At 61.6% G+C, this 26,541-nt stretch carries 31 protein-coding genes and 1 tRNA gene; 18 read left to right on the forward strand and 14 right to left on the reverse strand.

Going from position 1 to position 26,541, the window contains the following annotated elements:
• Nucleotides 1-15: 15 nt before the first annotated feature.
• From KBY75_RS04525 to KBY75_RS04540, 4 genes are read left to right on the forward strand one after another with little or no spacing between them, the layout of a single operon-like run.
• Nucleotides 16-393, forward strand: a complete 378-nt coding sequence (locus KBY75_RS04525; protein ID WP_255023108.1) for a hypothetical protein — start codon at nucleotides 16-18, stop codon at nucleotides 391-393.
• A complete protein-coding gene (locus tag KBY75_RS04530) occupies nucleotides 390-623 on the forward strand; it encodes a hypothetical protein (RefSeq protein WP_255023109.1) in 234 nt (77 codons plus the stop codon). The genes KBY75_RS04525 and KBY75_RS04530 overlap by 4 nt, the downstream gene beginning before the upstream one ends.
• Nucleotides 624-656: 33 nt before the next feature.
• Nucleotides 657-1,049, forward strand: a complete 393-nt coding sequence (locus KBY75_RS04535) for a LexA family protein (RefSeq protein ID WP_396096911.1) — start codon at nucleotides 657-659, stop codon at nucleotides 1,047-1,049.
• A gap of 6 nt (nucleotides 1,050-1,055) precedes the next feature.
• Nucleotides 1,056-2,360 carry a Y-family DNA polymerase gene (locus KBY75_RS04540; protein WP_255023110.1) on the forward strand — a complete coding sequence of 435 codons (1,305 nt, stop codon included), beginning with the start codon at nucleotides 1,056-1,058 and terminating at the stop codon, nucleotides 2,358-2,360.
• A gap of 30 nt (nucleotides 2,361-2,390) precedes the next feature.
• Here the strand turns inward: KBY75_RS04540 and KBY75_RS04545 are convergent, their stop codons facing one another.
• On the reverse strand, nucleotides 2,391-2,639 hold the full coding sequence (locus KBY75_RS04545; protein WP_255023111.1) for a hypothetical protein: 249 nt from the start codon (nucleotides 2,637-2,639) through the stop codon (nucleotides 2,391-2,393).
• 85 nt (nucleotides 2,640-2,724) lie between these two features.
• On the opposite strand from KBY75_RS04545, the gene KBY75_RS04550 reads away from it, so the two are divergent.
• The gene (locus KBY75_RS04550) at nucleotides 2,725-3,357 is read left to right on the forward strand and encodes an isoprenylcysteine carboxylmethyltransferase family protein (protein ID WP_255023112.1); all 633 of its coding nucleotides are present in this window, start codon (nucleotides 2,725-2,727) and stop codon (nucleotides 3,355-3,357) included.
• A 365-nt stretch (nucleotides 3,358-3,722) separates the two neighbouring features.
• On the opposite strand, the gene dnaG is transcribed toward KBY75_RS04550, so the two are convergent.
• Nucleotides 3,723-5,816: a DNA primase gene (gene dnaG, locus KBY75_RS04555; RefSeq protein ID WP_254936856.1), complete on the reverse strand. Its 2,094-nt coding sequence runs from the start codon at nucleotides 5,814-5,816 to the stop codon at nucleotides 3,723-3,725.
• Nucleotides 5,817-5,887: 71 nt separating this feature from the next.
• Here dnaG and KBY75_RS04560 point away from each other — a divergent pair, with 71 nt between their 5' ends.
• A complete protein-coding gene (locus KBY75_RS04560; protein WP_255023137.1) occupies nucleotides 5,888-6,730 on the forward strand; it encodes a DMT family transporter in 843 nt (280 codons plus the stop codon).
• On the opposite strand, the gene KBY75_RS04565 is transcribed toward KBY75_RS04560, so the two are convergent.
• Both KBY75_RS04565 and KBY75_RS04570 read right to left on the reverse strand, forming a co-directional pair.
• Nucleotides 6,699-7,145: a hypothetical protein gene (locus KBY75_RS04565; protein ID WP_255023113.1), complete on the reverse strand. Its 447-nt coding sequence runs from the start codon at nucleotides 7,143-7,145 to the stop codon at nucleotides 6,699-6,701. The genes KBY75_RS04560 and KBY75_RS04565 overlap by 32 nt on opposite strands.
• Nucleotides 7,146-7,162: 17 nt before the next feature.
• Nucleotides 7,163-7,645: a hypothetical protein gene (locus KBY75_RS04570; protein ID WP_254936858.1), complete on the reverse strand. Its 483-nt coding sequence runs from the start codon at nucleotides 7,643-7,645 to the stop codon at nucleotides 7,163-7,165.
• A gap of 33 nt (nucleotides 7,646-7,678) precedes the next feature.
• On the opposite strand from KBY75_RS04570, the gene ruvA reads away from it, so the two are divergent.
• The 3 genes from ruvA to KBY75_RS04585 all read left to right on the forward strand — a co-directional run bounded on the left by ruvA (nucleotide 7,679) and on the right by KBY75_RS04585 (nucleotide 9,131).
• Nucleotides 7,679-8,326, forward strand: a complete 648-nt coding sequence (gene ruvA, locus KBY75_RS04575; protein WP_254936859.1) for a Holliday junction branch migration protein RuvA — start codon at nucleotides 7,679-7,681, stop codon at nucleotides 8,324-8,326.
• 92 nt (nucleotides 8,327-8,418) lie between these two features.
• A complete protein-coding gene (gene rpsO / locus KBY75_RS04580; protein ID WP_106501986.1) occupies nucleotides 8,419-8,688 on the forward strand; it encodes a 30S ribosomal protein S15 in 270 nt (89 codons plus the stop codon).
• An 11-nt stretch (nucleotides 8,689-8,699) separates the two neighbouring features.
• The gene (locus KBY75_RS04585; protein WP_396097954.1) at nucleotides 8,700-9,131 is read left to right on the forward strand and encodes a photosystem II biosynthesis protein; all 432 of its coding nucleotides are present in this window, start codon (nucleotides 8,700-8,702) and stop codon (nucleotides 9,129-9,131) included.
• Here KBY75_RS04585 and KBY75_RS04590 read toward each other — a convergent pair.
• The 9 genes from KBY75_RS04590 to KBY75_RS04630 form a co-directional block, all read right to left on the reverse strand.
• Entirely contained in the window at nucleotides 9,111-12,653 is a 3,543-nt protein-coding gene (locus KBY75_RS04590) for a DNA polymerase III subunit alpha (RefSeq protein ID WP_255023114.1), read from the reverse strand. The genes KBY75_RS04585 and KBY75_RS04590 overlap by 21 nt on opposite strands.
• 112 nt (nucleotides 12,654-12,765) lie before the next feature.
• A complete protein-coding gene (gatA, locus tag KBY75_RS04595) occupies nucleotides 12,766-14,250 on the reverse strand; it encodes an Asp-tRNA(Asn)/Glu-tRNA(Gln) amidotransferase subunit GatA (protein WP_254936861.1) in 1,485 nt (494 codons plus the stop codon).
• 57 nt (nucleotides 14,251-14,307) lie between these two features.
• The gene (locus tag KBY75_RS04600) at nucleotides 14,308-14,547 is read right to left on the reverse strand and encodes a DUF1816 domain-containing protein (protein WP_106501869.1); all 240 of its coding nucleotides are present in this window, start codon (nucleotides 14,545-14,547) and stop codon (nucleotides 14,308-14,310) included.
• A gap of 61 nt (nucleotides 14,548-14,608) precedes the next feature.
• Nucleotides 14,609-16,348: a 23S rRNA (guanosine(2251)-2'-O)-methyltransferase RlmB gene (rlmB, locus tag KBY75_RS04605; protein WP_255023115.1), complete on the reverse strand. Its 1,740-nt coding sequence runs from the start codon at nucleotides 16,346-16,348 to the stop codon at nucleotides 14,609-14,611.
• Nucleotides 16,349-16,363: 15 nt separating this feature from the next.
• Entirely contained in the window at nucleotides 16,364-16,771 is a 408-nt protein-coding gene (locus tag KBY75_RS04610) for a ribonuclease III domain-containing protein (protein WP_255023140.1), read from the reverse strand.
• A 16-nt stretch (nucleotides 16,772-16,787) separates the two neighbouring features.
• Nucleotides 16,788-17,132, reverse strand: coding sequence for an STAS domain-containing protein (locus tag KBY75_RS04615; protein WP_254936863.1), 345 nt, complete (start codon nucleotides 17,130-17,132; stop codon nucleotides 16,788-16,790).
• Between the two features lie 95 nt (nucleotides 17,133-17,227).
• Entirely contained in the window at nucleotides 17,228-18,364 is a 1,137-nt protein-coding gene (carA, locus tag KBY75_RS04620) for a glutamine-hydrolyzing carbamoyl-phosphate synthase small subunit (protein WP_254936864.1), read from the reverse strand.
• Between the two features lie 22 nt (nucleotides 18,365-18,386).
• The gene (trpD, locus tag KBY75_RS04625) at nucleotides 18,387-19,430 is read right to left on the reverse strand and encodes an anthranilate phosphoribosyltransferase (RefSeq protein WP_255023116.1); all 1,044 of its coding nucleotides are present in this window, start codon (nucleotides 19,428-19,430) and stop codon (nucleotides 18,387-18,389) included.
• Nucleotides 19,431-19,534: 104 nt separating this feature from the next.
• Entirely contained in the window at nucleotides 19,535-19,867 is a 333-nt protein-coding gene (locus tag KBY75_RS04630; RefSeq protein WP_255023117.1) for a DUF3288 family protein, read from the reverse strand.
• Between the two features lie 76 nt (nucleotides 19,868-19,943).
• Here KBY75_RS04630 and KBY75_RS04635 point away from each other — a divergent pair, with 76 nt between their 5' ends.
• From KBY75_RS04635 to KBY75_RS04675, 9 genes are all read left to right on the forward strand, one after another.
• Nucleotides 19,944-21,725 (forward strand): ABC transporter ATP-binding protein, encoded by a 1,782-nt coding sequence (locus KBY75_RS04635; protein ID WP_255023118.1) that lies wholly within the window; start codon nucleotides 19,944-19,946, stop codon nucleotides 21,723-21,725.
• 91 nt (nucleotides 21,726-21,816) lie between these two features.
• Nucleotides 21,817-22,095 (forward strand): hypothetical protein, encoded by a 279-nt coding sequence (locus KBY75_RS04640; protein ID WP_254936868.1) that lies wholly within the window; start codon nucleotides 21,817-21,819, stop codon nucleotides 22,093-22,095.
• Between the two features lie 26 nt (nucleotides 22,096-22,121).
• On the forward strand, nucleotides 22,122-22,820 hold the full coding sequence (gene msrA / locus KBY75_RS04645) for a peptide-methionine (S)-S-oxide reductase MsrA (protein WP_255023119.1): 699 nt from the start codon (nucleotides 22,122-22,124) through the stop codon (nucleotides 22,818-22,820).
• 8 nt (nucleotides 22,821-22,828) lie between these two features.
• Nucleotides 22,829-23,119: a hypothetical protein gene (locus tag KBY75_RS04650; protein WP_254936869.1), complete on the forward strand. Its 291-nt coding sequence runs from the start codon at nucleotides 22,829-22,831 to the stop codon at nucleotides 23,117-23,119.
• Nucleotides 23,120-23,132: 13 nt separating this feature from the next.
• Nucleotides 23,133-23,315 (forward strand): hypothetical protein, encoded by a 183-nt coding sequence (locus KBY75_RS04655; RefSeq protein WP_255023120.1) that lies wholly within the window; start codon nucleotides 23,133-23,135, stop codon nucleotides 23,313-23,315.
• On the forward strand, nucleotides 23,312-23,653 hold the full coding sequence (locus tag KBY75_RS04660) for a hypothetical protein (RefSeq protein ID WP_254936871.1): 342 nt from the start codon (nucleotides 23,312-23,314) through the stop codon (nucleotides 23,651-23,653). The genes KBY75_RS04655 and KBY75_RS04660 overlap by 4 nt, the downstream gene beginning before the upstream one ends.
• 11 nt (nucleotides 23,654-23,664) lie before the next feature.
• A tRNA-Pro gene (locus KBY75_RS04665) sits at nucleotides 23,665-23,738 on the forward strand.
• A gap of 139 nt (nucleotides 23,739-23,877) precedes the next feature.
• Nucleotides 23,878-24,129 carry a hypothetical protein gene (locus KBY75_RS04670; RefSeq protein WP_255023121.1) on the forward strand — a complete coding sequence of 84 codons (252 nt, stop codon included), beginning with the start codon at nucleotides 23,878-23,880 and terminating at the stop codon, nucleotides 24,127-24,129.
• Complete coding sequence (locus tag KBY75_RS04675; protein ID WP_255023122.1) at nucleotides 24,110-24,937, forward strand: hypothetical protein; 828 nt, start codon at nucleotides 24,110-24,112, stop codon at nucleotides 24,935-24,937. The genes KBY75_RS04670 and KBY75_RS04675 overlap by 20 nt, the downstream gene beginning before the upstream one ends.
• A gap of 434 nt (nucleotides 24,938-25,371) precedes the next feature.
• Here KBY75_RS04675 and KBY75_RS04680 read toward each other — a convergent pair whose 3' ends face one another.
• The gene (locus KBY75_RS04680) at nucleotides 25,372-25,881 is read right to left on the reverse strand and encodes a LuxR C-terminal-related transcriptional regulator (protein ID WP_255023123.1); all 510 of its coding nucleotides are present in this window, start codon (nucleotides 25,879-25,881) and stop codon (nucleotides 25,372-25,374) included.
• Nucleotides 25,882-26,541 lie beyond the last annotated feature (660 nt).

The following is a 26,541-nucleotide window of genomic DNA, read 5'->3' on the forward strand; positions in this document are numbered from 1 at the left end:
TGCCCTTTTCTGCCCATGGCCTGTGCCGCTGTGATCTCCCTGCTTGAACCCTGCCAATCCCGCCAGGGCCACTGGCTGCTGCCAGATGCCGGCTTCCCCCAGCAGCTCGCCAGCTTGCTTGGCTCGCCCCTGCGCAGCAGCGGCAGGCCTCCCAGCAGCTGGCAGGAGCTGCATGCTGTTTTCTTACCCCTGGCGCCGCTGCCAGCACCGGAAACCCTTTCCCCAACACCTGCTGCTACCTACCGCTACCTGATCTGCCTGGACCGGCGCGGTGGCCGCCTGTCCAGCTGGCGCCGCTATCCGGAAGGGCTGGGCTGGCAACGCCGTTGTGGTCCCATGCCGCTGGCACTGTTCATACGTCGCTTCAACCAGCGCCTAACCTCCACCCCATGACCGGCAATCTCCAGGCGATCGGCTTTTTGTTCAGCTGGGTGCTCGGCTGGGGCATCGGCGGCTCCCTGATCGATGCGGGACTAATCCAGGCCGGCGTCTATTCCCTCGAAACCGGCCAGCTCGGCACCCTCACCACCTTCGCGTTGTGGACCTTGCTGTGGGGCGCCGCTGGCGCCTGGCTCTACCGCCGCTTCACCACCACCACGCCCGAGTCCGGCGAGCCCGACTAAAACAGCGCGGCAGTACGCCTGAACTAGTGTGGCTTGACCCGCGGCGCGCGCCTGGCACACCCAGCCCATCCAGCCTCCTCGCCATTGCCGGGCAGGGCCAGTCTCAATGCCCAGCTAATCCGTTGCCGCGCCAGCACGGTGTTGCTGCGGGTGAGTGGTGAATCGATGCAGGCAGCCGGAATCGACCACGGCGACCTGCTGATCGTCGATCGAGGCCTGGAGCCCCGCCCCGGCCAGATCGTGGTGGCCTGCCTAGATGGCTGCTTCACCCTTAAACGGCTAGTAGCCCACCAAGGCCGGCTACGACTGGAGGCAGCCCACCCGGCCTACCCGCCCCTAGAGCTGGATTGCTTTGATGGCGCTCGCATCTGGGCGGTGGCCCTGCACGTGGTCCGCACGCTCGAACCTGGCTGGGGTGTGCCGTAAAGCGCCATGACCTGCGAACCCTGGAGTAGCCGCCGCCAGGCAATCGTGCTGATCGACGGCAACAACTTCTACGCCTCCTGCGAAGCGGTGCTGGATCCCGCCGTGCTGGGGAGGCCGTTGGTGGTGCTCTCCAATAACGACGGTTGCATCGTGTCGCGCAGCGCCGAGGCCCGAGCCCTCGGCATCCGCATGGGCCAGCCCTACTTTCAGGTGCGGCGCGAGCTGGAGCGCCAGGGCGTGGTGGTGCGCAGCTCCAACTACGCCCTCTACGCCGATATGAGCCAGCGGCTGATGGCCACCCTGGAGCCCTGGGTGGAAGCGCTGGAGATCTATTCGATCGATGAAGCTTTCGGCCAGCTAAGCCGGCCCGCCGACCAGCGCAGCCTGCACGATTGGGGCCGGCAGCTGCGTCACCACGTGCTCTGCCAGCTCGGCCTACCGGTGGCGGTAGGCATCGGCCCCAGCAAGGTGCTGGCCAAGCTCGCCAACCGACTTGCCAAGACGACGGCCAGCGCCACGGGTGTCTTCGACCTCGGCAGCATGGATGACCCCGATCCCCATCTAGCAGCGGTCGCCATCGAGGATGTCTGGGGTATGGGCCGCCAGCTCTCCCGCTGGTGCCGCCTGCGCGGCATCGCCGATGCCAAGGCTCTGCGCGACATGCCCAGTGGCGAACTGCGCCGCCGCTGCGGCGTGGTGGGACTGCGCCTGCAGCAGGAGTTGCGGGGTATGGCCTGCCTACCCCTAGAGACCCTGCCGGCCGCCAAGCGGGAAACCTGCGTGAGCCGCAGCTTCAGCCAGCCGATCACCAGCCAGAGCGAACTGAGGGAGGCGGTTGCTACCTACCTGAGCCGGGCAGCGGAGAAATTGCGGCGGCAACAGCAACGGGCTGGTGCCATCACGGTGTTCGTGCGCAGCAACCCCTTCAACGGCACCAGTTTTTACAGCAACAGCGCCACGGTGAGCCTGCCACTAGCCAGCAATGACACCGCCGTACTGCTGCAGGCAGCCCTACCCCTGGTGGCAGTGCTGTTCAAACCCCACAAGCCCCTGCACAAAGCGGGGGTGCTGCTGCAGCAACTGCAGGGAGAGGAGACCCTCCAGCACAACTTGCTGCTGCCACTGCCCTTAGAGCAGCAACACCGTCGCACAGCCCTGATGGCGACCATCGACCAGCTCAATCGCCACTACGGCAGCGGCACCGTGCAATGGGCAGCCGCGGGACTGCAAACCCCTTGGCGGATGCGGCGCTCACGACTGTCTGGGGCGGCCACCACTCGCCTAGACGCCATCCCGGTGGTGCGGGCCTGATCACTGCGGGCCCGATCACTGCGGGCCTGATCACAATGGCAACAAGGCCGCTTCGATCATGGCGGCAGTAACGGCGATCGTCTCCTGTTCATCGGCATTGTCGAGGTAGGCCTCAAACGAGGCATAGCGCCGGATGCAGGGAGGAGCGCTGGCAGCGGCGCAGGCATCAGCCCAGCTGATGTCTTCAGGCTGCACGGAGAGATAGGCGCTGAGAGCTTCCTCAAGATCGCTGCCATCGCCGATGGCCTCACCGTCCCAGAACACCTCGAAAAACCCCATGGAACCAGGGTGGAATCAGCAGGTAGGCAGCGTATCCGGGGATCACCACGGGGAGGAGTAGACCAAGGGCGACTGTGACGGGCCCATGACGCCATCAACTAAAGCTGCCGGCAAAACCTGGTGGGAACACCAGCGCACCGGGCTATCGAAGTTGGTGGCAGCACTGGCTTTCATCGTGGTCGCACTCACCCAGAGCCACTGGGAGCTTGAGCATGAGAATGTAGGCAGCTTCCTATTCAGCACCGGCCTTGGCTTGGCTGCCATTGGAGCGACAGGGCGGATCTGGTGTTCATTTTTTATCTCCGGCCGCAAGGACGGAGAGCTGGTCACTGAAGGTCCCTACTCGATCAGTCGCAACCCGTTATATGTATTCAGCTGTATTGGTTTAGTGGGGGTGGGACTTAGCACCGAAACACTCACCTACCCGCTGCTCTTTCTGGTGATATTTGGTCTTTATTACCCGGGGATCATGGCTCGGGAGGAAAGACGGCTCGAAGAACTATTCGGCGAGTCCTTCCGCCAATACCGGCAGCGGGTGCCACGCTTCTGGCCCAATCGCGGGCTCTACAGCGAGCCAGCGAGTTGGAGCAGCAACCCGCGTCTGTTTCGCCGCCACATCCTCAGCGACATCTGGTTTGTATGGATTGCGGCAATCATTGAATTGGTGGAGGGCTTGCGCAACGTTGGCTTGCTACCCCACCTGCTGACGCTCTGGTGAAATCACCACCAGTCATCCCAGAAAGGGCCACCAAAATCATCGTCATAGGCTGGTTCCACAGTCCAAGTTGGAGTGGGGCCACCTGCCTGTGGCGGTTTCGGAGGGCCGGAGAGAGTTTCGGCGTTGATGCCGGGAATCGGCACCACCCCACAGGGGCACTGACACAGACCATCTGGGCCGATCACGCCCTGGCTGGGTTGCTCACAGCTGCAGGGGCAGGGTTGGGCAAGCGCGGCAGGGGTAAGCCACAAAGGCAGCAGTAAAGATGGCAGTAAAAACAGGGAAAGTGGGGGAAGAAACATCAAAGCGAGGGGGAAAAAGAGTGCTGAAAGGTCTTATGGCAAGACAGAGGTGGTTACAGCTAATTAAGCCGCCGGTTGAGCCATCACCTCCTCGTAGCCAGCGCGGCGCTGGGAGTCGAGGTGTTCGAGATGTTTACGTTCGTTGTAATAGAGCTCCTGAAAGCGCAGGGCGTCGCTGTTGAGTTCGCTGAAGAGGGCCTCGATGCGCGATTCCATATCGCTCAGCGGTGCCAGGCCTGAGGCCGTGGCCCGGGCCTCCTCCCTTTCTTGCTCTAGCAGCAGGGCAATACAACGCTCCAGGGTCTCAAGACGCTGACTGCTCCAGGCATCCAGCAGATGCCGGCAGCGCTTGACACTCTTCTGGCGCTCCAGAGATGCCGTAGCACCGCGCAACTGAAGCAGAGGCTGGCTGAAAGCCATGCGCTGCAGCTCATTAGGCTCCAGCAAGGGCGTCAGCCTGGAGAGCAGGGCGCTCTGCTCCACCACCAGCTGATCACCCAGCAACCGGGGCAAATCAAGATCGGCGAGGTCTGAGCCGGGGTCGTGGCCGCGGTTGATCGCCTCGAGCCGGCCCACACCGAGGTTGACCTCCTCTAGGCCGCTAATCGCAGCCCAAAGCAGGCGGTGGTGCTTCAGGGCGAAATCATCGAGTTCGCGCTGCCGCAACTCCACCCGGATCGCACTGCGGTAATTGGGGCAGTGCAGATACATCCGCAACACCTCCGCCTCTGCCCGCTCCCGAAGCCCAGCCTCACCCGGCAGCTCCCACTTCTGGGAACGTCCATGCCAGCGCTGGCCTTTGACCTGCTGACGCAGATCGTCTTCCAGCTGGATCGCCAGACGGGCCTGACCACCGCTGAGGCGCTCGGCCACCCGCTGCAGATAGTGGCTGCGCACTGCGCTCTGGGGCAGCTTGCCAAGCAGGGCAACAAGGGCCGTCACCGCAAGCTGGAACTGGTCGGGACGGGCTAGATCTCGGCCCTCGAGCACCTGCTCGATCTGCCAGTCGAGCCAGAGCGGCGCCTGATCAAGCAGGGCTCGGTAATCGCCGGCACCCTGGCTCTTGAGGAACTCATCGGGATCCTTGCCGGAGGGCAGCTGCAGCACCCGCAGCTCCAGCTGGCCCTGCAAGGCCAGCTGCTCCACTTCACCGATGGCCCGTTGGGCAGCGCGCACACCGGCGCCATCGCTATCGAAGTTGAGAACAATCCGCCGCCCTTCGCAGCAGCGGCAGAGCTGGGTGATCTGCTGGCTACTTAGGGCAGTACCAAGGGACGCCACCGCATTGGTGATACCGGCGGCGTGCAGGGCGATCACGTCGAAGTAGCCCTCTACCACCACGGCTCGGTCGTCCTTGCGGATCGAAGCCGCGGCTTTATCGAGCCCAAAGAGATGCTTGCCCTTCTCGAACACCTCAGTCTCCGGAGAGTTGAGGTACTTGGGCTCGCCGCCATCGAGGCTGCGGCCACCGAAACCGATCACCCGCCCCTGGCGGTCCTTGATCGGCACCATTACCCGGCCGCGAAAGCGGTCGTAGAAACCGCGGCCGTCCTGGGAACTGGCGCCCTTGCGTGGCACCACTAGGCCAGCCTCCTCCAGCAGCTCAGGCCCCAGCCCCTCCACCTGCTGCAGGTGGCTGAGCAGGCCATCCCAACGGTCGGGAGCAAAGCCGAGCTCGAAGGCTTCCAGGGTGGCTTCACTCAGGCCACGACTTTCGCGCAGATAGGTGAGAGCGGCGGCTCCCTCAGGGGCGCGCAATTGGCTGCGGAACCAACCAGCCGCCAGGGTGAGTACCCGGTGCAGCTGTTCGCGGCGGGAGAGCTGCTTGCGCAGCCGCTCCTGCTGGGGGCCATCGAGGGTCTCGATTGGCAGCTGGTATTTGCGCGCCAGCTCCAGCACCACATCGCTGAAGCTCTGACGCTGGTGCTCCATCAAAAACTTGATGGCATTGCCGCCGGCACCACAGGAGAAGCAGTAGTAGAACTGCTTTGCCGGGGACACCGTCATCGACGGCGATGTGTCGTCGTGGAAGGGACAAATGCCTACGTACTCACGCCCCTTCTTTTTGAGCACCACGTGCTCGCCCACCACATCAACGATGTCAGCCCGCTCCTTGACGGCCTCAATCGTGCGGGGGTGGAGACGCGGCAGGCTCAAGGAAGGGGCTAGTTGCGGTGGGCGCTGAAGCGAAGCCTGATTCTGACCGGGGGAGGCAAGCCATGCTCGGCATGGTTGCCAGTGCCCTGAGCTTTTCGCTGATGGGCGTCTGCGTCAAGCAGGTGGGCGGGCGCATTCCCGCTGCCGAGGTGGTGTTCGCCCGGGCGATCGTGAGCGTGGCCCTGAGCTGGTGGCTGCTGCACCGAGCCGGGATTCCAGCTTGGGGCAATAGGCGCTGGCTACTCATATGGCGCGGAACGATCGGCACAGCCGCCCTGCTGTGTGTTTATGCCGCCCTAGCGGCCTTGCCCCTGGCAGCGGCCACGGTGCTGCAGTACCTCTACCCGCCGTTCACGGCCCTGCTGGCCTGGCTGATGTTGGGGGAGCCAATCGGCAAGCGGGTGCTGGCGGCCATGGCTCTCGGCTGGCTCGGGGTGCTGCTCGTCGCCCAGCCGGCCGGCCTGCTGCAGGGCGGCGCGACCCTGGCGCTTTTTCCCGTACTGATCGCCGTTGCCGGTGCCCTGTTCACCGCCCTTGCCTACGTAAGCGTGCGCTCCTTGGGCACGAGCGAGCACCCACTGGTGATCGTCTTCTACTTCCCCTTGGTGGCCCTGCCCTTGAGCCTGCCCCTGGTGGCCCTCAATCCCGTGCTGCCCACCCCAGCGGAGCTGCTTTGGCTGGTCGGGGTTGGGGTATTCACCCAGCTTGGTCAGGTGTATCTGACCCACAGCCTCACTGCCCTGCCGGCGGCGCGAGCAACGGCGATCAGCTACGTGCAAGTGCTGTTTGCCGGTGGCTGGGGCTGGTTGCTATTTGGCGAGTCAATCGACAGCTGGACCATCGCCGGGGCTGGCCTCGTACTGGCAGCCACCCTGGTGAGCCTTAGCCACAGTCAGCGACAGAAGCCGTCTTAGCCTCGGCATGGGCGAGAACGCGGCGGCAAAACTCCACCAGCTCCTCCGGCGTCATGTCGTGCTTGGCGTCGTTGGTTCGCCAGGCGCAGATAACGAAATCTGGTTCGGGGAGATTGGAATGGTGATCGATTGTGGGAAGCAGGGCGTATTGCTTCTTGTGTGCGCCCCTTCCAGCTTCAGCTTCCCGGTTGTCGTAGGTGCCAATCAGGTGCCAGTCGAGCTGCTCGCCGGTCCAGTGGTCCAGGCCGCCCGATGCCACCACGGCGTTATGGATGGCGATGCGGTATTCCTGCACGTTGCTGCTGCCGCCACGTTTCTGATCCCGCTTGCACAGGGTGACCGCCTTGCGCTGCACCCAACCGGGGTAGATGCGGGCGGCTGTCTCAGGCAGCCAGGCAGGTGGGCTCGTATCCATCCTTTAAGTCTTGCTGATCAGCCCCTTGCCTTGAGTGGTAGCGGGTCGGTGATCCAGGTCTGCTGGTCTTCAGTCCCGTCCCCGTCAGCGCCGGTTGATGCGGCAGGGCCAACGGGGCGGGCCAAACGCCAGCTTTGCCCCCGCTCGCCCCGCTGCAGAAAGAGCTCAAAGGGACTGTCCACCCGGATCGGATCGCCAGCGAGGCGCCAGTCGAACTGGCCCTCCAGCCGCAGTCCCTTGGCCTCACCGATCACGATCGGCTGCTGCTGAGCCACCCGCACCCGACTCACCTCCGGCATGCCGCCTGCATCTAGGGCCAGGGCATCAGCGATGGCGGCCTGAGTGAGCTGAATCTGCAACTCAAGGGCCTGCAACAACACGGATCGAGGCGGCTGAGCGGTAGCACTGCAACCAGTGAGCACTACGCAAACCAGCAGCAGCAGTGGCAGCAACCAGGCGCTCAACCGGGGGAACAGCAGGGGCTGGGCACGGCTGAACACGGCGGGCACGATGGGGTACCTATTACTGACTCCATGATCGGCTGGCTGCAAGGGCAACTCAACCATCCCTGGCAGCAGGACAAGCGCTACGGGCTGCTGCTGGTGTGTCAGGGGGTGGGTTACGAGGTTCAGGTGAGCCAGCGTCAATGGCAGCAGCTGCCGCAGGAGGGCAGTGCGCTGGGGCTGCACACCCACTTGGCCATCCGCGACGACGCCTGGATTCTTTACGGCTTTGGTGAGCGCCACGAAAGGGATCTGTTTCGGGAATTGGTTGCCGTCAGCGGCGTAGGGCCCCAGATGGGCCTGGGATTATTGGGAGTGATGGATCCCAGGGAGTTGGTGCAGGCCATCGTGCAGACCGATCTACGCCGGCTCTGCCAGGCACCCGGGGTGGGCAAGCGCACCGCCGAGCGCTTGGCTGTTGAGCTGCGGACCAAACTGCAGCAGCGGTTTCTGGGGCAACTGGAAGACCACGGCGATCCGGATTCGCTAGCGGACGGCCCCCTCCTGCCGGCAGAAGGCCGTGATGAAGTGCAGTTAACCCTGGCTGCTTTGGGCTACGAAGCCCTTGAAATTCATCGTGCCCTGCGCGCGGTAGCCGCCGTGGGCATGGGGGAGTCGGCCGGGGCAGAAGATTGGATCCGAGAGTGCTTGCGCTGGCTATCGCGCCCAATGGACTGAGACGGCAATACCAATGTCCACCAGAAGGTATGGTGGGAGCTTGCACCGTAGGTCCCCAAACCGGGCCCAGCCTGCGTTTTATTCCCCAGCCCATGCCGCTCACCACCACCAAAAAGCAGGAACTGATCAACGGTCACCAGACCCATGGCACAGACACCGGATCGGTGGAAGTGCAGGTGGCCATGCTCAGTGAGCGGGTCAGCCAGTTGACCGGCCATCTGCAGAAAAACAAGCACGATTTTTCTTCCCGCCAAGGCCTGCTCAAGATGATCGGACGCCGTAAGCGCCTGCTTGGTTATCTAAATGGCATCAGCAAGGAGCGTTACAGCGCTTTGATCGCCAAGCTCGGCATCCGGGGCTGATCGAGGCAGCCATGGCCGGAAAGGGAATGCAGGGTCGCGCCCAATCGGGCAAAGGCAACCCAAAACCGCCCCGGCGTTCCGGTCCCAGTCAGCAGGTAATCCCTGACGCGGTTGCTAATCGCATGGCTCGCCGAATTGCAATCGGCACCGGCATTCCCACTGTGATGGGCATGGGCGTATTTATTGGTAGCTACCTGTTAGTCAGCCGCCAAATCTTCGACGTTCCACCGAGTGCCACCTTGGCGGCATCGGGTGGATGTTTTTTTCTAGGGCTGTTGGGCTTGAGCTTTGGTGTGCTTTCCGCTAGCTGGGAAGAGAAGCCAGGCAGCTTGATAGGCACTGAGCAGATCGGACTCAATATCGGCCGCTTGCGCAGCTCGGTTAAGGCGATGCGCAATGGTGCAGGCAATCAGCCAACCAGCTCAGGCCGCCAAGAGCGATGAACTGATGCGGGCCTGAAAATCGGCAGCGATGAGGGTGTCAAGGGCAGCGCCCACATCGCCTACGCAGAATTGGGGGCCAAGCCGCACGAAGCGGGTCTGGCCCGCCTGACGAACCAGAGCCACCACAGGCACTCGCAGGCCAGCCTCATCCTGGGGTGGCTTGTGACGATGTAGGCACTCGCGCAGGCGGTGCTGAATGGCGATGTCGGCGGCCTGATCGGCGGGTAAATCGACCATCAACAGCTGCAGATCGTCAATGGAGCGGCAGTCCTCGACAATTAATTGCACCCGATCATCGCGGCGATCCACCGAAGCCCACACCAGCAAGCGCGCATCCACCATTAGGTGGTCGGCTAGACGGGCATAGCTTTTAGGAAACACGACCGCCTCACAGCTGCCGGTTAGGTCCTCAAGCTGAAGCACGGCCATCCGGTCGCCCTTGCGGGTGTTCACCTGACGCAGCTCAGGCACCATCACAATTGCACTCACCTTGGCCTTGTCGGCCATCTCCTCGAGATTGCCCAGAGCGACCGGCGATAGCAACTTCACCTGCTGGGCCAGCTGCTTGAGGGGGTGGTCTGATAGGTAAAAGCCCACCAACTCCTTTTCCAGGCGAAGTTTTTCGGTCGGGGGATAATCGCGCACCGGGGCCGCCTTGGGAGCGGTGCTGATATCGGCCAGGCCGGTGGCATCGGAACCCCCAGCAGAGTCGGCTGCGGCGCTGGCGCCAAACAAATCAAAGAGGTTGCCCTGACCGCTGGCCCGATCCTTGGCACGGGAGCTGGCCCAGTCGATCACCAGATCCAGATCCGCCATCAATTGGGCGCGATTGCCCAGAGGCTCGAGGGCATCAAGTGCTCCTGAATGGATCAGGGCCTCCAAGGCACGGCGGTTGAGCTGCTGACCAGGAATGCGATCACATAGCTCAGCCAGGGAGTTGAAACAACCATCGCCAGAGCGGGCCTCAATCAACTGTCGAATCGCCCCATCACCCAAATTACGAACGGCCGAAAGACCAAACAGAATTCGATCACCAACGGGTGTGAAATCGATGCCGGAAGCATTCACATCAGGAGGCATCACTTCGATACCCATAGCATTACAATTAACTATATATCGCTGCACCTTGGCCGAGTCTCCGGCATTGACGGTGAGAAGCGCCGCCATGTAAGCCACTGGGTAGTGAGCTTTGAGATACGCCGTTTGATAGGTCACCGCGCCATAGGCGGTGGAATGGCTCTTGTTGAAACAGTATTCAGCAAATAGAACCATCTGCTCAAACAACGCCTCCGCTATTCGAGGTTCGACGCCACGTTGGGTGGCACCACTAACAAAAAGGCTCTGGTGTTTCTCCATCTCACTCTTTTTCTTCTTGCCCATCGCCCGCCGCAGCAGGTCTGCTTCACCAAGGGAATAGCCAGCCAATTCCTGAGCGATCTTCATGATCTGCTCTTGATAAACCATGATCCCATAAGTCTCCTTAAGGATCGGCTCAAGTTTCTCGTGGGCTACATCAATTACCTCCCGACCGTGCTTGCGATTAATAAATTTAGGAATCAGACCTGCATCAAGCGGACCGGGCCGGTAAAGGGCCAAAATCGAAGAGATATCCTCAAGCGACGAAGGCTTGAGATCGCGCACAATCTGGCGCATGCCGCTTGATTCAAGCTGAAAGATGCCCTCAAGATCACCACGGGCAAGTAGAGCGTATGTTCCTACGTCGTTAAGAGGCAGATCATCTGGATCGACCTTAATGCCACTGTACTGCTGCACAAGATCGACAGTTTTATCAATCATTGTGAGGTTTTTGAGGCCGAGGAAGTCCATTTTTAATAGACCCATCGACTCCACATCTTCCATAAAGTATTGAGTAATCACCTGGCCGTCGTTATTGCGCTGCAGGGGGACCAACTCATCAAGAGGTTCAGCCGCAATCACCACGCCAGCGGCGTGTACACCAAAGGTCTTGTTTGTGCCCTCAATACGCATTGCCATATCAACCCAGCGCTGTACCACCGGATCTTTTTCATATTTCTCGCGAAATTCTGGAGCCGGTGATTCAGCTCCGATCATTTCCTTGAGCTTGGCTGGTTTACCTCGCACCACAGGGATCAGCTTGGCCAAGCGATCCGCATCGCCATAGGGAATATCGAGTACGCGGGCCACATCCTTGAGAACCGCTTTTGAAGTCATGCGATTGAAGGTGATGATCTGGGCCACCTTCTCTTCGCCATAGCGCTTAGTGACGTAGTCGATAACTTCGCCACGCCGCTCGATACAGAAATCCGTATCAATATCCGGCATCGACTTGCGCTCAGGGTTCAAGAACCGCTCAAACAGCAAGCCATTGGTAACTGGGTCAATGTTGGTGATCCCCAGGGCGTAGGCCACCAAGGAACCTGCAGCTGAACCACGACCCGGCCCCACAGGTATGCCGTTGTCTCGGGCGAAGCGGATGTAGTCCCACACCACCAGGAAGTAGGTGGGAAAACCCATCTGCTCCATAACCTGGAGCTCAAAGGCGAGGCGATCGCCATATTGGGGCTCGAAGCTAGCGTCACCAGGCAGGCGTAGGCGCTGCCGGAGGCCCTGCTCGGCCACCTCAGTCAGATAGCTCACCGCTGTGTGCCCAGCCGGGATCGGGAAGCGGGGCATCTGATAGCGGCCGAGGATGTCATAGGCCTCCACCTTGTCTGCCACCTTGGCTGTGTTCGCAACAGCCCGCTCAATTAGCTCAGCTGGAAGGTGGTCATTGAACAGGGAGAGCATCTCGGCCTCCCCCTTGATATATTCGGTACCCGTGTAACGCAGACGTTTCACGTCGCTGATCAACTTGCCTGTGAGTACGCAAAGCAGCGCGTCGTGGGCTTCTACGTCGTTGGCACTTAGGTAATGGGCATCATTGGTGGCGATCAGCTCAATACCTAGCTCGGCACCGATGCTGGCAATCCCGGTGTTGACGATGCGATCTTCGATGCCGCCATGATCCTGGATCTCTAGGTAGAAATCCTCGCCAAAAGTGCGTTGATACCAGCTGGCAACCTCTCGCGCCGCATCGGGCCGGCCATGCAAAATCGCCTGGGGAATTTCGCCGCCTAAGCAGGCAGTTGCCACGATCAACCCTTCGCTGTACTGGCTCAACAATTGCTTGTCGATACAGGCACGGGCAAAGATGCCACGGCCGCGCATGCCGCGTAGGTGGCTGATGCTGGTGAGCTTCACCAAGTTGCGATAGCCAACCGCATTTTTGGCCAGCACCACCAAGTGGTAGCGGCGCTCCTTTTTCTGCTGAGGGTCATCAATGGAGCCATTGATGACATACATCTCATTACCGATGATCGGCTTGATCCCGGCTTTAGCACAAAGCTTGAGCAGCTCAATGGCGCCATACATGACGCCGTGATCGGTGAGTGCAAGGGCTGGCATGCCCAGCTCCACAGCCCGATCCACCATCGCCGGCAACTGGCTAGCCCCGTCTAGAAGGCTGTAGTCGCTGTGGTTGTGGAGCGGAACGAAGGCCAAGGGCAGGTCTAGCCAGAAGGCATAGGAAGCCTCCCCACGCTAGGCGACCACGCAAGATCCAGTGTCATTTGCTCACCAGAGCGGGGGAAACCACTAGATCTGGGGCCAGGTCCTAGGGCACCAATGGGGCCACAGGGCGAGCCTGCATCACCTGGGCGGCCAGTTCGTAGTGGTGGGCCACCTGAAGCAGGCGCGGCTCTTCGAGCACCCCCGTGATCAGCTGCAGACCAATCGGCAGGCCCTCGCGATCAAAGCCGCAGGGCACATTGATGGCAGGCAGGCCAGCCATGTTTGCCGGGATCGTGAGCAGGTCGGCGAGGTACATGGCCAAGGGGTCGTCGCTGTGGGCGCCAAAGCCAAAGGCCGTGGTAGGCGAGGTTGGGGTGAGCAGCACATCCACCGCCTCAAAGGCCCGGTCAAAGTCACGCCGAATCAAGGTGCGCACCTGCTGGGCTTTCTTGTAGTAAGCATCCACATATCCGGCCGAGAGGGCGTAGGTGCCGATCAGGATGCGGCGCTGCACCTCGTCGCCAAAGCCCTCAGCCCGGCTGCGGGCAGTCATCTCGGCCAGGCTGGTGGCATCTGGGGCCCGGTAGCCGTATTTAACACCGTCGTAGCGGGCCAGGTTTGCAGAGGCCTCCGAGGGCGCAATTACGTAGTAGGTGGCGATCCCGTCGTTGAAGCGGGGGCAGCTCACATCCACCAGCTCGCAGCCCAGGGCCTCCAACTGGGCGGCAGCGGCCAGCACCGCAGCCTTCACCTGGGGATCAAGGCCCTCAGCCTCGAAGCACTCCCGCACCATGCCCACCCTCAAACCAGCAACAGGTTGGTCAAGTGCGGCGACGTAATCGGGCACGGCGGCCTGCAGGCAGGTGGCATCGCGCGGATCCGCACCGGCGATCACCTGCAGCAGCTCGGCCGCATCCGCCACCGAGGAGGTGAACGGGCCCACCTGGTCAAGGGAGCTGGCGAAGGCCACCAGGCCGTAGCGGCTGACGCGGCCATAGGTGGGCTTCAATCCCACCACCCCACAGAAGGAGGCGGGCTGGCGGATCGACCCACCGGTGTCGGAGCCGAGGGAGGCGATGCACTCGCCTGCGGCCACTGCGGCGGCGCTGCCACCTGAGCTGCCACCAGGCACCCTCTCTGGATTCCAAGGGTTGCGGCTGGGGCCGAAGGCTGAGGTCTCGGTGGAGCTACCCATGGCGAACTCATCGAGGTTTGTCTTGCCAAGCAAGACAGCTCCCGCCTGCCAGAGGCGGTCGGTAACAGTGCTCTCGTAGGGGGGAACGAAGTGCTCCAGCATGCGGCTGGAGCAGGTGGTAACGACCCCTTTAGTGCAGAGGTTGTCCTTAATTGCCAGAGGAATACCTGCCAGGGGGGGCAAATCTTCGCCAGCAGCGCGGCGGACGTCGATACGGTCCGCATCTGCCCTGGCCCGCTCGGCGGTTATCTCGAGATAGGCGTGAACAGTGGGGTCAACCGCTTGGATGCGGGCCAGATGGTGTTCGGTGAGTTCACGGGCTGAAACCTCACCATTGCGCAGTTGTTGACGCCATTGTGCAATCCCCTGTTCGCGCGAATCAGCGATCCCCATCAACCCTGTTGCCAGTTGGATTGGACGCTATCAGCAAGCGGCAACGGCCACTAGCCCTCAGTCGAGCTCGGTGAGCGGTTCGCCCCGACGGGTGCGCAATAACTGGTGATCCAGAGAACCCGGAGATTCGGCCCGGAGGTCGTTCAAGAAAGCCGGCAGATGGCTTTCCAGAGTGCCGCGACGCACGAAGGGGCCAAACCAATAAACAGCGTTGGGAGAGTGGGTTTCTACCCGTGCCCACCAAGCCAGGCCCAGACCATTGGCGCAGCTGCGCACTGGCCACAGCAGGGGATTCATGAGGCAGGAGCGGCTTGTAAGTCATTCTGCCCGGCGTCGGTACCGTGGCTTGAAGGGAAAGTCACAGTTGAATATCCCCAAGGAAACCAGATTTGGCAGCTGGCTCCATCCCCAGGTCAATGGCCGGTTCCTGGTTGTCCGGTCGCTGGTTAACCGGTTGCTGGTTGACAGGGATATCTGCAGCAATCTGCTGTTCTGCCAATAGCTCTGGCTGATCCTCTGGCTCAATTTCCGGCATTACCTCTTGCTCCAGCTGAGGCTCTTGTTCGTGAAGAAGCTCAGGGGAGCTAGCCGGCTGGCTAGGAGGCAGTTGCTGCGCTGATACCGAACTCGCTTCTGGTGCCGGGGGCTCTTCCTCAGCCTCGGGGCTAGCGGCTGGAGCGGGCAGCTGGGGGCGCACCAAACGGGGCGCGGGCTGGGAACCAGTCAAACCCTTCATCCAGCCACGCCGAGCCACCTCATAGAGCAGCAGGGCGGTAGCCACAGAGGCGTTAAGGCTTGGTGTGGCGCCACGCAGGGGTATGCGCACCAGCTGATCGCAGTTGCGGCGGGTGAGCATGGAGAGACCATCCCCCTCCGAGCCGGTGACTATGACCAACGGCCCACCTAGATCGGCCTCCTCCAGGCTGACGGTGCCCTCGGCTGCCAGACCCACTACCCGATAACCCTCCTGCTTAAGGGTGTCGAGGGCGCGATTGAGGTTGACCACCCGTGCCACGGGCAAGTGCTCAAGCGCACCTGCCGCAACCTTGGCCACCGAGCCGGTAAGCCCAGCGCTGCGGCGCTGGGGCAAAACCAGGCCATGGGCACCCAGGGCTTCGGCACTACGCACAATTGCGCCGAGGTTTTGGGGATCAGTAAGACCGTCCACCGCCATCAGCAAGGCCGGCTCACCAATGGTTGCGCAGCCCTCCATCAGGGTCTGCAGATCAAGGGTCTCAGCTGCCGCTGTCTGCAGGGTGATGCCCTGGTGCACCGCACCACCTGTGAGCTGACCCAAGCGCGCCCAGGTGACCTCCTCAACCAGCACCCCCGAGGCCTTGGCTTCTCGCAGCAGCTGCAGAAACTTGGGGCTGAAGCGCATTTCTGGAGTGCACCAGACGCGATGAATAGGTCGACCGCTCTCAAGTGCCGCCTGCGCTGGATGCCGGCCCCAGATCAAATCGGCGCTGGGATCGACGCTGTGGCGCTCCGCATCACCGCTGGGGGGGAGGCTATCCGCGTCGACGATCAGCGGCTTGCCAGCAAACCTGCCAGGCGCTGGGCGGCCCCCGGGATCAAAACGGCGGCCATCAGGGCGACCGCCCCCTTCAAAGCGACCACCACCTTCATAGCGACGGCCATCTGGGCGACCTGAGTCGGGACGGCGCCCCTGGGGACGACCTTCAAAGCGGCCACCGGGTCGCCGCTCGTAGGGCTTGCTGTCTGAGCCGGAGCGATCGCTAGAAAAACGGGGAGCAGGCAGACGGTCGAAGGACGGCCGCTCGCTATCACCACGCCGTTCAAATGGGCGGCGCTCGCCGCGACTACTTGGGCGATCCGCTGGCCCATCCCGGCGGGGCTGGAAGCGGGATACACCCCGGGGGGCTGGTCGCGTACCAGCCTCTCGCCGGGGTTCCCGATCTCTTGGCCCTTCACGGCCCTCACGGCCTTCACGGCCTTCTCTTCCCTCACGGCCTTCACCAGCTCCATCGCGGCGCCATTCAGGCTTGGGACCGCTGAAGCGGGGTGGGCGGCCAGCCGCCCCGCGGGCGCCGCCCCCCGTCCGCTTCTCGGGACGGCGTTCAAATCGTGGGCTCATGGCGTTGTCTGCAGGTTATGGATCGATCTCCTTCAAGTGATCTAGCAGCTCGGCTAACCGGGCAGGCTCGTTGAGAAACAACCAACCAAGCAGGGCCTCAAGGCCCGTTGCCTGGCCATAGGCCGCCGCATCACCCCGTCGGGGCCCCCTGCCAGCCCGATTTCGGCCCCGGCGCACCAGGTCTCGCTCCGCATCAGTGAGCTGGTGATCAAGCCTCGCCAGTGCAAGGGCCTGGGCGTCAGCACGCACTACTTGCACAACCTCCTGATGCAGGGCGTGGGAGCGGCCTGGACGCTGACACCGCTGCAGTCGGTGATGAAGCTCCCAGACCGCATCACCCAGCCAGGCCAGCTGTAGCGGGCCTAATTCGGCCTGGGGAGGATGGGGGGCAAGGCCAGCTAGCCAGCTCGAAGCGGGCCGCAGCTCAGCCTTTCCCGACTCAAGCGGCGAGGTTGCCAAGGGCTGTTTCGAGGTCGGGCTGAAGGTGCAGAAATTCTTCTAGGCGCACCAGCTTCACGGTTTGAACAACCCGGGCATTACCCACCACCAGAAACTTTTGCCGATCGCCGTTGCACTGCTTAGCAAGCTGGACTAAGGCGCCAAGACCGGACGAGTCGAGGAAGTCGATGTGGCTGAGATCAATCACCAAAGGCTGACCATTGCCGCGGTGAGAGGCCACAAATTCCCCGAACTGTTTGTCGGAGTAGGCATCCAGCTGGCCAGTGAAGCGAAACAGCTGGCAGTGGGCCTGCTGCTCGAAGCCCCCTCGCAGGGAGACAGTCAATCGCTGCAGGTCGTTGATGGCTCCAGTCCTCGATCCGTTCTGGGGCGAAGTGTAGGAAGCAAATTTGCCGCTGCAGAAGACGCAACAAAAATGCGTCAGCGGCGGCTTGCCATCAGGGCGGCGAAGCGCGCGAAGTGATGGTCGGCGTCGTGGGGACCGGGACTGGCCTCCGGGTGGTACTGAACGCCAAACACCGGTGCCTCAAGCAGCTCCAGCGCGGCCACGGTTTGGTCGTTGAGGTTGTGGTGGGTTACCCGCACTCGGTCGGCGGGCAGGGATTCGGGCACGAGGGCAAACCCATGATTTTGGCTGGTGATCTCCACCTGGCCTGGGCTGCCGCAAGGGTGATTTAGACCGCGATGGCCATAGCCCAGTTTAAAAGTGGTGCCTCCAAGGGCTAGCCCCAGGATCTGGTGGCCAAGGCAGATGCCAAACAGGGGGAGATTAGGCAGGGCGATAAGACCTTTGGCGAGCTCAATAGCGGAGCTAACGGCGGCCGGATCGCCGGGCCCATTGGACAGGAACACTCCCTCGGGCTTGTAACTAAGAACCTGCTCCAAGCTGGTATCGGCTGGAAGCACGGTCACCTCACAGCCATGGGCCACAAGACGCTCGAGGATCGCCCGCTTGATGCCGAAATCAATGGCCACGACCCGGTAAGGGCGATCGGGCTGGGATTGCATACGGGCATCAAAAGCCGCTCCACAGGCTTGATCCCAGTGATAAGGAGTGGGGGTAGTAACAGATGCCGCCAGGTTTAGTCCCTGCATCGAAGGGGCCGAGCGCACTTGGTCAAGCAGGGCCGAAGCCGAGGTGCCATCACTGCAAATTGCGCCGTTGATCGCGCCGCCATCACGCAAATGACGCACTAGAGCTCGCGTATCAATTGCTCGAATTCCAACTACTCCATGGCGGAGAAGCCAGCCATCTAGATCACCCTCTGAGCGCCAGCTACTGGTGCAAGGAGAAAGCTGACGGGCAATCACCCCACGCACATGGGGGCGATCCGCTTCCTGATCGGCATCGTTGATCCCGGTATTGCCCAGTTCGGGATAGGTAAAGGTGACCAACTGCCCGGAGTAACTCGGGTCGGTCATGACCTCCTGATAGCCGGTCATACCGGTGTTGAACACCACTTCTCCGATGGCCGTGCCCCTGGCCCCGAAGGCCTCTCCGCGCAGCACGGTGCCGTCGGCCAACACCAGCAAGGCAGTGGCAGCGGGCTCGCTCACGGGTTCAGGGCAATTGGTTCGATCATCCCGCAACGGGAGCTGGCAGGGCGGCGCGCAGCCGCTCTAGAGCTTGCCAGCCAGCTCCATCGGCAATGGCCTGCTGGGCCAAACTCAGGCCAGCGGCGACCGAGTCGCTCAAACCAGCGGCCCACAGCACCAGCGCCGCGTTGAGGGCCACCACATCAGCCTGGGCGCGGCTAGCTCGGCCCTGGAGCACGGCTTCGAGAATGGCTTGGTTGGTGGCTAGATCTCCGCCCGCCAGATCGGTGATCGGGGCAAGCTGCAAGCCCAATGCCTCCGGATCAAGCTGGTCGCTGCTCACGACTCCAGATTCCACCAGTCGCAGCGAATTAACTCCAGCCAGGGAGGCCTCATCCAGGCCGCCCTGACCATGTACAACCACAGCTCTGCGCAGCCCCAGCCGGGCCAGTGCCTCAGCCATCGGATCGAGCAGATCAGGCCGGGCCACCCCGAGCACCTGGGCCTCCGGCTGCAGGGGATTTACCAATGGGCCGAGCAGATTGAAAACAGTCCGCACCCCCAGGCTTCGGCGCAGGGGGGCGAGCCCCACCAGCGCCGGATGCCAACCAGGAGCAAACAAGAAGGTCACCCCCGCACTTGGTAAGGCGCCAATCACCTGCTCCTGGGGGGCCTGCAAATGAATGCCCACTGCCTCCAGCACATCGGCTGAGCCCACCCGACCGCTGGCACTGCGGTTGCCGTGTTTGGCCACGTGGGCGCCACAGGCGGCCGCCACAAACGCCACAGCCGTTGAAATATTGAAGCTGTCGGCCCCATCGCCACCGGTGCCACAGGTATCAACGAGAGCAAGCGAAGGGCGGGAAGCCGGCAGCGGGCAGGCTTGTCGCAAGACCTCGGCCATCGCCGCCAGCTCTTCGCCACTTACTCCCTTGGCCCGCAAGGCGGCCAGCAGCCCTCCGGTGAGCACTGGATCGATCTGTTCGGTCAGCCAGCCCTGCATCAGCTCGGTGGCCTGTTGGGCCGACAGCGACTCGCCATTGAGCAGCTGGTCCAACAGGGAAGGCCAGGACTGAACAATGGGCATGACTAGTAAAAAGCCCGGGTGCAAAGCACTCCGGGCCGGGTGATGGGGACCTCTCCACTATCACCCGAAGAAGGGGTAAATGGCGATGGCTGCCTTGGCAAATGTCAGTTCTGCTCCTGGTCAGCGGTGTCAAAGCTGGAGCCCACCGCCTCGCTCGCCGCTGGTGCGGGCCGAAAACCTTTGGCCCAGATTGCCTGGGTGCGGCTGTGCAGATCTTCACGGCTAATGCCCCACAGCCGCAGGGTCTTGGCCAAATCTGAGCTGAGATCTCGGGCACCGGGAAAGGCTTCGTAGCGCATCAACAAGCGGGCGGCATCAACCAGGTGGTGGTCGGCTGGCACCTCAGCAGCAAGCAGCCCATCCACCACCTCGCGATCCGTGGCGTAAAGCGGATGACTTTGATCGTTGCTGCCGGATTGGGATGGAGCGGAAGCCATGGCGCAGCTGTTGCTGAGGCCAGCCTGCCGGAAAAGCAGCTGCCTAGGTTGGTGGGACCTGTGAAAACGGCCCCTGATGGGAGCCATACGGCTGGATCTGATCCGTCGCTACCTGCGGCCCCATCGCAAGGTGGTGTTAATCGGCGTCGCCGCCCTCGTGGTGGTGAACCTGCTGAGCGTCTCCATTCCCCTGCTGGTGCGGCGGGTCATCGATGACCTGCAGGATGGTTTCGCACTTCAAGACGTGCTCGCTCAGGCAGCGCTGATCGTCGCCCTGGCAACGGTGATGGGGGCGGTGCGGCTGTACTCACGAATGCTGGTGTTCGGGGTAGGCCGGCAGGTGGAGGCCGAGCTCAAGCAACAGATTTTTGATCACCTGCTCAAGCAGGAGCCCGGCTGGGTGCAGACCACTGGCAGCGGCGAGGTGATCAGCCGAGCCACTTCCGACGTTGAAAACGTGCGCAGGCTGCTGGGCTTCGCCGTGCTCAGCCTTACCAACACGGTGCTGGCCTACGCGCTCACCTTGCCGGCGATGCTTTCAATCGACGCCTGGTTGACCCTGGCGGCGGTGGGGCTCTACCCACTGATGCTGATGGTGGTGCGCCTGTTCGGCGGTCGCATGATGCGCCAGCAACGCCGCCAGCAGGAGGCCTTGGCCTCCTTAAGCGACCTGATCCAAGAGGACCTTTCCGGCATCAGCGCCATCAAGATCTATGGCCAGGAGAGCACCGAGCAGACCGCCTTCGCCGGTCGCAACCGCATCTACCGGGATGCTGCCCTGAATCTGGCCCGCACCCGCAGCACCCTGTTCCCGCTGCTGGAGGGAATCTCGTCAATCAGCTTGCTACTGCTGCTCGCCTTGGGCAGTGGCCAACTTGAAAGTGGCCGCCTCAGCATCGGCGACCTTGTCGCCCTGATCCTGTTTGTAGAGCGGCTGGTATTCCCCACAGCCCTGCTGGGTTTCACCCTCAACACCTTCCAAACCGGCCAGGTGAGCCTGGAGCGGGTCGAGGAGCTGCTGCGAAGGCGGCCCTTGATCGTTTCTTCAACTTCACCAACTCCCCCAGCCAAGCCCGGTCGCGGGGCTGTGGAGGCCCGCGGCCTCACAGTGCGTTATCCCAACGCTCCTCGACCAGCCTTAGTGGACGTCAGTTTTGAGCTCCACCCCGGCGAGCTTGTGGCAGTGGTGGGCCCCGTGGGCTGCGGTAAAACCACCCTGGCCCGTGCCCTGGGGCGCATGGTCGAGGTCGATCCCGGCCAACTTTGGCTTGATGGGGTCGACATCACCGCTCTGGATTTGGCTGAACTGCGGAGCCAGGTGGGCTTAGTACCCCAAGAGGGCTATCTGTTCACCGCCAGCCTTGCCGACAACCTGCGCTATGGCGAGCCTGATGCGCCGTTGGAGCGGGTCGAGGCAGCAGCTCGCCAGGCCAGGCTTGAGGGCGACATCAAGGGATTCCCCGACGGCTACCAGACCCTGGTGGGGGAGCGAGGCATCACCCTTAGCGGCGGCCAGCGACAACGCACAGCCTTGGGGCGGGCCCTGCTGGTACGCACCCCTCTGTTGGTGCTTGATGACGCCCTGGCCAGTGTCGACAACACCACCGCCGCCGAGATCCTGCGCACTATTCGCAGCGAGCAGGCCAATGCCCAATCAAATAACCAAGGCCTGGGTCGCACCGTGCTGATGATCAGCCACCAGTTATCGGCGGCTGCAGCCTGTGATCGAGTGCTGGTGCTCGAAGATGGCCGGCTAGTGCAGCAGGGCCACCACAGCGAGCTACTTGCTGAGGGCGGCACCTACCGACGCCTTTGGGATAGGGAGCAGGCAACGGAGCAGCTGAAGGCTGCCGGCTGATCTCAATACTTGTTGAGCTGTTCAGCCAAGTGGCCTAGATGGGGCTTAGGTGGATGGTGTCGCCTTTTGCGTTCCTCGCCTTGGAGCACCCATGGAGCCAGTTGCCCCGCTTACAGGCTTGCCCTACCGGCTTCGCTGCACCCTGACCTTCGGCGACATCTACGGGCAGATTTTGATCTGGATGCTGGTGATCTTCGCCAGCCTCGCGGCTGGCTTGGCCTTAATGGGGGCCAGCAAGCCGATCTTTGCCCTTGTGGGTGTGGGCCTGATCCTGGTGCTTTCCCTGCCGTTCCTGCTGTTCGCCTTCACCACCACTCTCCTCAATCACATTGCCTTTGAGCCCGACGCGGCAACTAAAGGGACTGTCTAGGCTCCGATTTCATTGCAATTAGCTGCGTGTTCGGCCTGTTTCAGGGCACCGCTCAGGCCCAAGCTCCCCATGTTGTGCTGGGCACCCCAATTGATGCAGCCATAAAGATCGGCCAGGCAGAGGCAGTTTTCGGTTGCGGCTGCTTTTGGGGAGCAGAAAAGGGCTTTTGGCGCCTGCCTGGCGTGGTTACAACCGCGGTGGGCTACGCCGGGGGCTCAATCCAGCAACCCAGCTACGACCAGGTTTGCTCCGGACGCACAGGCCACAGCGAGGTTGTGCGGGTGGTCTGGGATACGGCCCTGATCGATTTCAGTGACTTGCTGAAGCTGTTCTGGGAATGCCACGACCCCACCCAGGGAGACCGCCAGGGCAATGATCGGGGCAGCCAGTACCGCTCGGTGATCTATGCGGATGATCCTGGCCTGGTGGCTCTAGCAGAAGCCAGCCGCGACGCTTACCAGGCCCTGCTGAGCAGCGCTGGCTTTGGGGCGATCACCACTGAGCTGCGCAGCAACCAAACTCTTTGGTATGCGGAGCCTTATCACCAGCAATATCTAGCCAAACCCGGCAGCCGGCCTTACTGCTCGGCCCAGCCAAGCGGACAAAGGCTCGGTGAATTTGCAGGCTCGGCCTACAAACTCGATCCGCGGGTGTGGTCTTCCTATGACTGGACGGTGGCCCACTGCGTGCTGCGGGGGGACAATGCACCCATTCAGCTGGCCTGAGCATGTCCATGCCGCTGCTTGCCGTTGTCTTGCTCTCCATGGGGTCTCCTTGGTGGGAGGACTACGGCATCACCGAACAATTCATCTGCCCCGATCAGAGCCGAGTCACTCTGGAGCGCAATGACGCCCAAGCCTCCCTGCTCACAGGGCGCTTCCGTTCAACCATGTTTCGCGAGGCCTCAGACCTACCAGGCATCCGTTATCGCAACGAGCAACTGACCTTGGTGCTGAGAGGCGATGTGCTGACTATGGAGCAGCAATTCAGAAGGTTGGAGTGCCTGCGCACGGACCAGGTATGAGCAGGACAGCACTTTGAACCCCTTACCGGATCGCCTGGTGATTCTTGGCTTACTTATCACCCTGGGGCTCTGTTTTGCCCTGATCTTCTGGAGCGTCAAGCTGAACCCGAGGCCCGAACCTCAGCTGCAATGGCGGGAAAGGCCCACCGATCAGCCGTCCGGCTGGCAGAACGACCCCAAGGCCCCCCTGCTGTGAGCAAGCTCGAGCCCAGGCCACGCAAGCGCCCCCTGCATCCTCTGCCGAAGGGTCTTGTAGAGCTCTACGGGTTGCTGGCCGTGTTGTTTGTGCTGGTGCCTGAGTGGATGGCTGGCGGCGCCCTGCTGAGCTTCTCAGCCAATCGCAAGGGTTCCGACCTGCCTGCGGCCTCAGCCGTATGGAGCCGATTGCCCGAATTGCGGCTGGCGAGCCTGGGGGTAGGGGAGCTGCGGCAATTAGCCCGTCGCCTGCGCGTGCCTGGGTATGCGCTGTTGGGAAGGGAGCTACTCACAGATCGGCTGATACGCCGGCTGAAACAGCGCAAAGCGCTGTGGTAACTTCGATCTGCCGGGGCGTAGCGCAGCTTGGTAGCGCACCACTTTGGGGTAGTGGGGGTCGCAGGTTCAAATCCTGTCGCTCCGATTTATTCATAGCAACGAATCCCAGTCACAGAGCCGCTTCTCACCTGAGAGGCGGCTTCTTTTTTGCCTAAACCGATCGCCACTTGTTGGACGGGGTTAGCCTCAGTTGTTCGATTTTAGTCCCGGTTTTAGTCCCGCTCATGTCCCTGGACATTGCCCTCGAGGGCATCAATACCCGGCTGAAAGCCTGCCAGGCTCGCTGCCAAATCGAGCAGAAGAACCAGACTCTCAGTCTTCGGGCCACCCTGCCAGATCGGAACGACCCGGCCCGCCGGAGGCAGCAGCGAATTCCCTTGGGACTAAAAGCGGACTACTCCAATCTCTCCGAAACCGAAGCCAAAGCCCTCGAGCTAGGCCGACAACTCCGAGGCGATGCCTTCTTCCTGGGATAGCTGGGTGGCACCAGAAAGCCAGGCTGCCCTGACCGCGGCCGACTTCCAAAAAGCCGCCCAAAAATTCCACGCCAGCAAATACCTGAAGTCCCCCGAGCGCGGTGGCAACGCCTGGTCTAAAAAATGGGCCCCGGCCCTGCGCAAGCTGCCAACGACCGGGCCGATCAACGAACGGATCCTGCTCAAAACCATCCAATCGATGCCCGAGGGTTCCGCTGGCCGTAGGGACCAAGGCAACCTCATTGCCCAGATCGCCAAATCAATCGGCCTAGAGAGTGAGCCCTTGCTAGCCGCCTACCGTGGTTACGGAGTCGACAAGCTCACCGAGCGAAAGATCCCCAAAGACCGGGAGATCGAAGATGCCATGAAGGAGATCCAACTGCCCCATTGGCGGTGGACTTTTGGCATGTGCGCCGCCTACGGCATCCGCCCCCACGAGTGCGCAGATCTGCAGTGGGTCGAGAAGGACTGGATCACAGTCGACGAAAACACAAAGACCGGAGCCCGCAAAGTCACCCCATGCCCAAGCGAGTGGGTGGTGACCTTCTCCCTACGCAGCCTCCCCCGTCCGACACAGGCGGCCACAAATATGGCCAAGGCTTTCAACGATGCCCTTGATCGGGATGGCGTCACCATCAAGCCCTACAACCTGAGGCACGCCTACGCCATGCGGCTAATGGACGACGGTGTTCCCCCCGAGATCGGGGCAAGGCTCATGGGCCACAGCCTCACAGTCCATGAGGACACCTATAAAAGGTGGCTCGGCCAAGAGCGAATTACGAAAGCCATGGACCGTTTCACCCTGTAGAGGAAGCAAGCATCCAGCAGCCAAGAACCTGAAGGCCCGCCAGAGCTACGAGCAGCAGAGTGGTCTAGCCACCTAAGCCCTAGGCTACGTCCTAGGGTTGTTTGTTGCAGGCCATCCAGCCAGGTGCGTCGATGGCCCCACCCGCGGCTACGACCCAGAGAACTGCCACCGGGCACATGGGCCTGATGTACGTCCTGCTTGTCAACACAGAAGACGGAACCACCACGGTCCAGATGGAAGCCAACAGCAAAGAAGAGGCGCTCGTGAACCCAGAACCGGGTGAGAAAAATGGCTGAGCGAAAGCTTCAGACAACCAAAAACCCCCAAGCAGCGCACAAGGTGAGCTGCAATGGGGAATGCTGCTCTCTTGCCCGGCTGACCAAACCGCCCACGGTTAGGTAAAGAATGTTGGAGCAGGGCTAGGGTCAGCCCAATCAAAGAAGTTCTGATGGATGGTGTAGAAATCCTGAGGATATGGCTTTAAACACAACATCCGTGCGGTTAAGAGCATCAAACTTCCGGCAGAGATGCTGGACGTAGTCACGAACGGTTACTGCTGCAATATTGAGCTTGAAACCAATCTCTTTGTTGCTCATGCCGCGGGCAAGAAGCTCCAAGACTTGCTGCTCTCTGGGCTTCAACGCAACGGTTGTCGATGGGTAATCGTCGCTATTGAGCGTTGGATCTCGATAGCACTGGCCTTTACTGATAGCCACTAGGGCATCGCGCACTACGCCGTTGCCAAAGCTTGCAGCACTCACAATGGCATCGCACAGAAGCGTTCCATCTAGTGGGAGACGCCTTGGCTGGTCAACCAAAAAGAAAATAGAAGGTACGTTGGCCAGGGCTTTGAGCTGCAGGCAAAGGTCAATGCCATGGTCCGCGGCGATCGAGGAGGTAAGAAAGACCAGTACGGGCGCCGACGCCTGATTGCAGAGCTTCACCACCTCATCGGGCGTGACCCCACAACCGTACAAGTTAGGAATTCCTTGCACATCGCCTAGGCGGGCTACCAGATGTGCCTCAATCCACGAACCGGTGCCACAAACGACTGAATACGGAGCGAGGAGCGCATTGATTGATTGCGTCCTGGCGGAGAAGCCGTCGTTAGGGAGCGCAAAACGAGGCTGCACAGATCCCACAGCTGGTTCGCTGGGTGGAGGATCGGATTGAGCGCTGCAATGATCTAGCGCCATCCTTAATACTGGAGCTGTCACGCTTAATTTAGCTGATATCAGCCCAGCTGGTAAAGCCCTTTGCCCAAACAGTCATCTTGCACGAGAACCGAGGGTATGCGGCCTCTTGGCCATTACTGACCTGAAGCCAATGCACCAAAATCAGCCCCACTGATCTCATTCACCACGGTGAAAATCAGACTGGGGTTAAACGTTGGTATTGCTTGACACCAGATTGATAGCCAGGCTGTGATCTCGGGCCAGTGCCATTTGTATGAGGCATGGGTCGCGCTGAACTAGGGAGGGCCTCCTGAGAAAGTGAATCCGGGGTCAGCCTCAACAAAAAGGGGTCTTGGTTGAGCCCGCAGCCCGAGCATCACGCTGCAGCTATCTGAGGCTTCAGCGGCACACTGCGAATACTCTGACCAC

Origin of the sequence: Cyanobium sp. T1G-Tous, from assembly GCF_024345455.1 — a bacterium.
In the GTDB taxonomy this organism is placed as follows: domain Bacteria; phylum Cyanobacteriota; class Cyanobacteriia; order PCC-6307; family Cyanobiaceae; genus Cyanobium_A.